The sequence below is a fragment of the Virgibacillus oceani genome (genome assembly GCF_014638995.1).
Lineage (GTDB): Bacteria > Bacillota > Bacilli > Bacillales > Amphibacillaceae > Virgibacillus_E > Virgibacillus_E oceani.
In genome coordinates this window covers 34,409-40,970 of sequence record NZ_BMFR01000024.1, presented here as the reverse complement: position 1 = coordinate 40,970, position 6,562 = coordinate 34,409, and the positions used below count along the sequence as shown (strand labels likewise).

Annotated in this window: 5 protein-coding genes and 1 pseudogene; 1 reads left to right on the top strand and 5 read right to left on the bottom strand. The window is 37.1% G+C overall.

Annotated features, from left to right (window positions below; translation table 11 throughout):
- Window positions 1–102: 102 nt before the first annotated feature.
- From helD to IEV74_RS18045, 3 genes are all read right to left on the bottom strand, one after another.
- Entirely contained in the window at window positions 103–2,406 is a 2,304-nt protein-coding gene (gene helD, locus IEV74_RS18055) for an RNA polymerase recycling motor HelD (protein WP_188456762.1), read from the bottom strand.
- Window positions 2,407–2,609: 203 nt separating this feature from the next.
- The gene (locus IEV74_RS18050) at window positions 2,610–3,230 is read right to left on the bottom strand and encodes an undecaprenyl-diphosphatase (protein WP_188456761.1); all 621 of its coding nucleotides are present in this window, start codon (window positions 3,228–3,230) and stop codon (window positions 2,610–2,612) included.
- Between the two features lie 372 nt (window positions 3,231–3,602).
- Window positions 3,603–4,046, bottom strand: a complete 444-nt coding sequence (locus IEV74_RS18045) for a VOC family protein (RefSeq protein WP_188456760.1) — start codon at window positions 4,044–4,046, stop codon at window positions 3,603–3,605.
- 171 nt (window positions 4,047–4,217) lie between these two features.
- Between IEV74_RS18045 and IEV74_RS18040 the strand changes: the two genes are divergently transcribed.
- Window positions 4,218–5,018 (top strand): YihY/virulence factor BrkB family protein, encoded by an 801-nt coding sequence (locus tag IEV74_RS18040; RefSeq protein WP_229683246.1) that lies wholly within the window; start codon window positions 4,218–4,220, stop codon window positions 5,016–5,018.
- Between the two features lie 281 nt (window positions 5,019–5,299).
- Here the strand turns inward: IEV74_RS18040 and IEV74_RS18035 are convergent, their stop codons facing one another.
- Window positions 5,300–5,710, bottom strand: a complete 411-nt coding sequence (locus IEV74_RS18035; protein WP_188456759.1) for a GNAT family N-acetyltransferase — start codon at window positions 5,708–5,710, stop codon at window positions 5,300–5,302.
- A 220-nt stretch (window positions 5,711–5,930) separates the two neighbouring features.
- Window positions 5,931–6,395: pseudogene (locus IEV74_RS18030) on the bottom strand (NAD-dependent dehydratase); the annotation flags it as partial.
- Window positions 6,396–6,562: the final 167 nt, after the last annotated feature.

The following is a 6,562-nucleotide window of genomic DNA, read 5'->3' as shown; positions in this document are numbered from 1 at the left end:
ATGGTAATGTAAAATTTTTACATATATAATATTTATTTACAGTTATGCAACGCTAGTGGGTCAGACCCTTCGTCCCAGTGAAACCCTGCCCGTGTGTCCCGCTCAACATTTTACCTCATATTTATCTTTTTGCGCTTCTTGAATAAAGATGCATGGTTCATCAGCAGTTACCATCGTCAGTTCATGCATCGCCCTTGTACACGCCGTATAGAAAAGCGTTCTGTCTGCTTCCCTTGCGTAGTGCTGTCTCGACGCATTTGGAATCAATACTGCATCAAATTCAATCCCTTTAGCCAAATAAACGGGAAGTACTAACAGCCCTTTCTCAAAGGAATACGTCTCTTCATTCATTTGTTTCACGGATACCTTATCCCGTAACAAATGATACATCTGTTCACTTTCCTGCAATGTCTTACAAATTATAGCAATTGTTTCATGCCCCTTTCTCTTGAGCTGATTTACTGCTTCAATCAATGTCCCAGCTAATTTTCCCGTGTTATTTAACTTAATTAGCTGCGGTTTGATCCCTTCACGGTCAAATGGCTCAATCATCTCTTTACCAGGGGCAAAATATTTCGTAAACGCTACAATTTGTTTTGTCGACCTGTAGCTTTTGGTAAGCGTAATTCGTTCATGATTGCTTTGCAGTTTATCGTGTATTAATGGATTTTCCTTAGTCGTATTCGCATAAATCGCTTGGTTAATATCTCCTAATAGCGTCATTCTTGTATAAGGAAAAGTATCCTTTATATAGGCAAACTGGAACGCCGAATAATCCTGAGCCTCATCGATAAACAAATGACGTACTGAACGGTCCGCATGCCCGCCTAATATACGATCCTTAAAATATAAATACGGTGTCGCATCCTCCCAGGTTAAACTTTTACACATTAAATCTGCAGCAGTTTGATCACAGATTTCCTTCCAATGTTCAGGTTTTTCTTTAGGCACCCATTCCGTAAAGAGTTCCCGGTACGTTGATAGAGCATTAACAAACTCAAGCCGCTTCACACGTTTTTTTAACTTTGCAAAAACCCTTTTCACTACCTCCGCTCGCAGGATTTTTTCCTCCAGACCAGAGTCTTCACGGTCATATTCCTGATCCTTATAATATGCTTTTAAATAGTCCTCTTTTCCTAAAAGTTCAACTTGCTCCATAACCCAATCTTTTTTCTTTTCCTTCTTCTGATGGGCAGCAATTTCTTTTAATAACCATTTTGTTACAAGCTCCATTTTGTTAGGGATGGATATGTCGCTATCCAAGGAATAAAAATAATCACTTATTTGCTCTTTAGAAATAAGCACACTTTTGCGAAATGTAATATTTTTAAACCGGATACCACCATCCTCCAAATGTGTGATAAATCCATCAATCATATATTTAAAATCCAAACTAGACTTATAATCCATACTTTCCATTCGAATCAGGTAATCAGCACTTCCAACTTTAGTCAGAACATATTCCATTTGCTCAAATGGAGATTCAATTGAAAAGCCATCCCCAATTCCCGTTTTTAGAAAATCCAAAAACGTTGTTTGCCTAACATTTGATTCGCCCAGTTCCGGCAGCACATTGGCAATATAACTTGTAAATAAAGGATTCGGCGAAAAAAGAACAACATTATCTGCATGAAGCTCCTTTCGATACCGATACAGTAAATACGCAATACGCTGCAAGGCAGCAGACGTCTTTCCGCTTCCAGCAACTCCTTGAACAATTAACAGATTGCTTCGTTCATTGCGAATAATTTTATTTTGCTCCCTCTGAATGGTTGCTACAATACTTTTCATTGTTGTACTAGCATTGTTCCCAAGTGCCTGCTGCAGCAGCGTATCACCGATTGTAAGTCCCGTATCAAACATGCCTTTAATCTTGCCCTGCCTGATAATAAACTGACGCTTTAATGAAATTTCACCGGTTATCGTATCATCAATCGATTCATACACAGCCTTACCTGGAGGGTAATCATAATAAAGGCTTGATATAGGGGCTCTCCAATCATAAACAAGGAAATCTTCCTCATTTGTATCCATCAGTGATGAAATACCGATATAAATTTTTTCCTTTTCCTTGCCGGGATCTTCTATAAAATCAATACGCCCAAAATATGGGGAATCCTTAAGTTTTTTTAACGTTTTAAGTTCATCACCAATTTTACCGTGTGTTCGCTCTCTTTCAGACAATAATTCTGCCTGTTGCTTTATGCTTGCTTGCGTTTCAATTACATCATCGAGTTCTTCTAAATTAACCGTGACATCCTCCCAAAAGTTTTTCCGAAGTTCAATTACACTCTCTTTTAGCCCAGACGTCTTGGAATATAATTTTTCCTCCTTTTTGTCAATTTCTTGGATTACATCATCAACCCGCTGCTGCTCTTCCACACGGCTATCAGTTTCATGACTCATTAAATCAACCCCATTCAGTTTTAGCTTTTTGATTGACTTCCCATTTTACAAATGGTATAATATTATTGTATAATACTATACATATATTTAAAAATACTGTAACTTAAATAGAATACCATTTTTGTTGATGGCTTGCAACCCTTTTGCGAGCCTTTTTGTATGCAAAAAGGACGGGAATCCCCGTCCTTTCTTTTTGATCTTTTTTATAAATAATTTGAGCGATCTTGTTCCCTTTTCGTGTTTTTTGCAGGAAGAATCTTTTGTTCCGCCCTGTCATAAACAGCAATCAGTTTATTCATAAAATCCCACTGCGGCACAAATCGGTAAACAATTACAGCCGAAATGATACTTATTATCGCCCCGACAATGACATCTGCCGGAAAGTGTACCCCGACCCAAACACGTGAAAGAGCAACTATAAACGCTAATGTGATCCAAAATAAACCAAGCCGCTTTTTGAATAGAAGGAAAGTCGCACAAAAAGCAAAAAACAACATGGTATGATCACTTGGGAATGAATTATCCACCGCATGATCAATTAATTTATTAACATTCGCCAATTCAGCAAATGGCTGGTTATTGGAATGAATTTTTCCTGCGATTTTCCCTACGATCTCCGCTAAAATAAATGTAATTGCCCCACAAATGACCATCATTCTGTTCTGATTGCTTCGGGTAAACCAATAAATGACCACTCCTAAAGCAAGGAAATAAACCATATATTCAGCAATGAAAACAAAGACAGGATTTAAGTCCGTGAATTCTTTCCCTAGATCGTTTATAGCCCTGAAAAAAGAAATATTTAAATCTGAAAAAACACTCATAAAAATTCCCCTTAATCTAAGGCAGCAATTTCTCGCCCCTTATTTTTTATATAAAACTGCTTTAAGCAGCTTGTAAACTACTAATTTGCCTTAATACCAAAAAGCATAAAAGTATATAGCCCCACTCAAATGAATCGCGACACCATTTCCGCAACCGTCTTTCAATTTTATTTCACTTTTTCCGATGACAGGATACTTTATTCTTTCACAGCATAGTACTTTCGTTGAACCACATGACTTTCTGTTTTAAAACGATTCAGCAGTACTTCATAATAATAAGATGTATTATGAAATAACACAAGGTACTATTTTAAGGAAGGGACTAAATCCGTTTGGTTCTAGTCTCTGCATTAGAACTTTTAGTCAATTAGATTATTCTGATGGCCAGGTTGCTTCCAATAGCAGACCATGAATATCGTAGAATAACATATTGCGAATCGGCCCAATTGTAGTGAAATCCGTTGTAAGAATCCCGTGATTACTCAGACGTTGCTTAAGCGTAATAGCCATTTCCTCATTAGGCAAAGCAAATGCAACATGCTGCAGAAAGCCTTCTACTGAACTATTTCTCTCAAGCTTTTTGGGATCCAGTGCACCCGGGAAAGTAAACAACTGTACTCCCTTTTTCTCGAAGAAGTGAATCCCCCATGCATCAGTAGTACCCGGCTTTATAAAAACATGTCTGCCGGGATAAATTTCACTAGCCTGCATATCTAATACCTTCGTATAAAACGCTATTGCTGCATCAAGATCTGGGACAGCTAATGCAACATGATGGAATCCATGCCACGCAATGGATTTATTAACGTTTGACATACATAATCACCTCGAATTTTCAACTTATAACTATATTAATTTTTATTCCTTTATTTTACAATAGACGATTGTGATTCAATTGATATGGATAAAAAAATCGTTTTCATCATAGTATTAAACGGAAAGGACAAGCATATAAAAAGGTTACGATAGGACTAGGGGGATTTATTTGTGCATATTATAAAAAGCACCAAACACATACTTGTTCGTTTTTTTGCTGAGCGTTTCTATGACCAATCAGCTCAAATGGCGTATTACCTTATGCTATCATTGTTTCCTTTCCTTATTTTCCTCTTTTCCCTTATTGGCTTTCTGCATGTAAAACCGGAAAACATTCTAGTAATGATTGAACCGTTTGCACCGAAAGAAACGTATGCGATTGTCCGCAGTACCTTGGAAAACATTTTGGATAACGGACGGGGAGAATTATTATCCTTTAGCCTTATAGCTACCTTTTGGCTTGCATCGATGGCCATCCAATCGCTAGTCCGATCGTTAAACAAAGCGTATAAAATCAAACGAGAGCAGTTCTTGCATGGAATTATTAGTGATCTATTGCTTACCCTTGGATTAATGATTATATTGTCCTTATCTTTGCTAGTCCCAATACTTGAGGATATTGTACGTAATTTTGTACTAACCAAGGTTACAATTGACGAATTATGGTATCGTTTATGGTTTTTAACAAGATGGGGAATAGGTACACTATTTTTACTCCTATTCTTTATAACCTTATACAAGGTTGTCCCTAGTATAAGAGTACCTTGGAAAACAGTCTTCCCTGGAGCCATTTTTGCTGCGATTGGCTGGCAAGTTGTATCGATCGGATTTTCAAAATATGTTGGTATAAGTAATTACACAGAATTTTACGGTCAGCTCGGAAGTATCGTCGCATTAATGGTGTGGTTTTATATAACAGCGGTTGTTTTATTAATAGGAGGACTGATAAATGCATCGGTTCTGAAAAGGTAATTAGCGAAGTATTTCTATTGTTAACATCATTCCAATTAAATGATACAGCTGGAATCGGATAGAAATTAAAAATAGGAGTTAAATATTAATGTGGAAGGTCAGCATGTTTTTCCTATGGTTCATTGGGATAATCCAATAGAAACTGCTAATGTAATTGATCGTTGGTACTAAATAAAGTTGTTTAGCATTATGTGTTCCGAAGCTGACCTAACATATATTTTAAAAGTCTGTGAAAAATTCAGACGTATAAAACATATCATTATATTTTCACTCCCGCTGACTCAATACATTTTGCACATACCGTGTGACCTTGGATAGGTATACCTAAACCCAAACTGTTCATAAAGCTTGTTAGCTGGGTCATCCGCTATTAGGCTAACATAAGAACCTGGGTATGTATTTTTATCCAAGTAATTCGTTAATTCTTTCATAATGACTTTTCCTAGTCCCCGCCCTTGATAACTAGGCTTTACTACAATATCAACTATTTGGAAAAAGGCCCCACCATCACCGATAACGCGCCCCATTCCAATTAGTATTGTTTCATCGTAGATACTCACAGCAAACAAAGAATTTTTCAATCCAATTGCTGCAGCATCCTGGGACTTCCCGCTTATACCACCCTCCAATCGTAAATTATTATAATCTTTAGGTGTCGGAGGTGCGTTCATGTTAGTGAAACTTTCATTCATTTTATTTTTCTCCTTTTTATCTTTACTTTTAGTTTTCTATATTACTGAACAAAAAACATCAATTCTTTTAGTTTATCTTAATAACGCAACATCAAGAATACCAAAATTTTATCGGTTGCCAAAAATAAAGACATTCATTAATACTGGTGCCATAAATCCGGAATAGCCAAATATAATACTAAAGTCAGTCAGTTAGCTATTACTAATCGTGTTTTGCTTTCTATTTCCTAGACCAGGCTTCTAGCAGCTCTCTTTCTTTTTCACGTGATATTCCAGCCTTCCATTCTGAATTTTGTCTTGCCTTCTCCCATTGATATACATTCTGAATCGTATCTTCAAGTGGACTGAAGGAAAGCCCGGCGTCTAGTGCTTTTTGTATGCTGATACTCCCCGCACCTTTCCATGGTTCTGTTTCTCCTTCTAAAGTGAAATGTTCAGGTATCCAAAACGGCATTTCTGTCCACGGCTGGACGTGATGATCAACTAAAAATTTCTCATCTGCCCACACTAATTCTGTATCACTGTTTGCAATCAATTTACATGTGTTTAAAAGCTTCTTCATCGTCAATTCATAATCGGGTCCTGTAACATTGAACGTGCCAGTTTTTCTATTTTCCGCCATTGTATACACCCATGTTGCTGCATCTCTAACGTCAATCAGTTGAATTGAACGTTTTGGACGACCTGCTGATCGCAGTTGTTGTCGCTATTTTGAACGCAAAAAAATAGCCCCCCCTGTTCGCAGATGGGTAAGGGCTATTTTTTTCTAATTAACCATTAGATAACGCCAATCCCCTATCGAGAGAATGGTTTTTTATTATATGAACTTCTATTTGAAATATACCACAAATT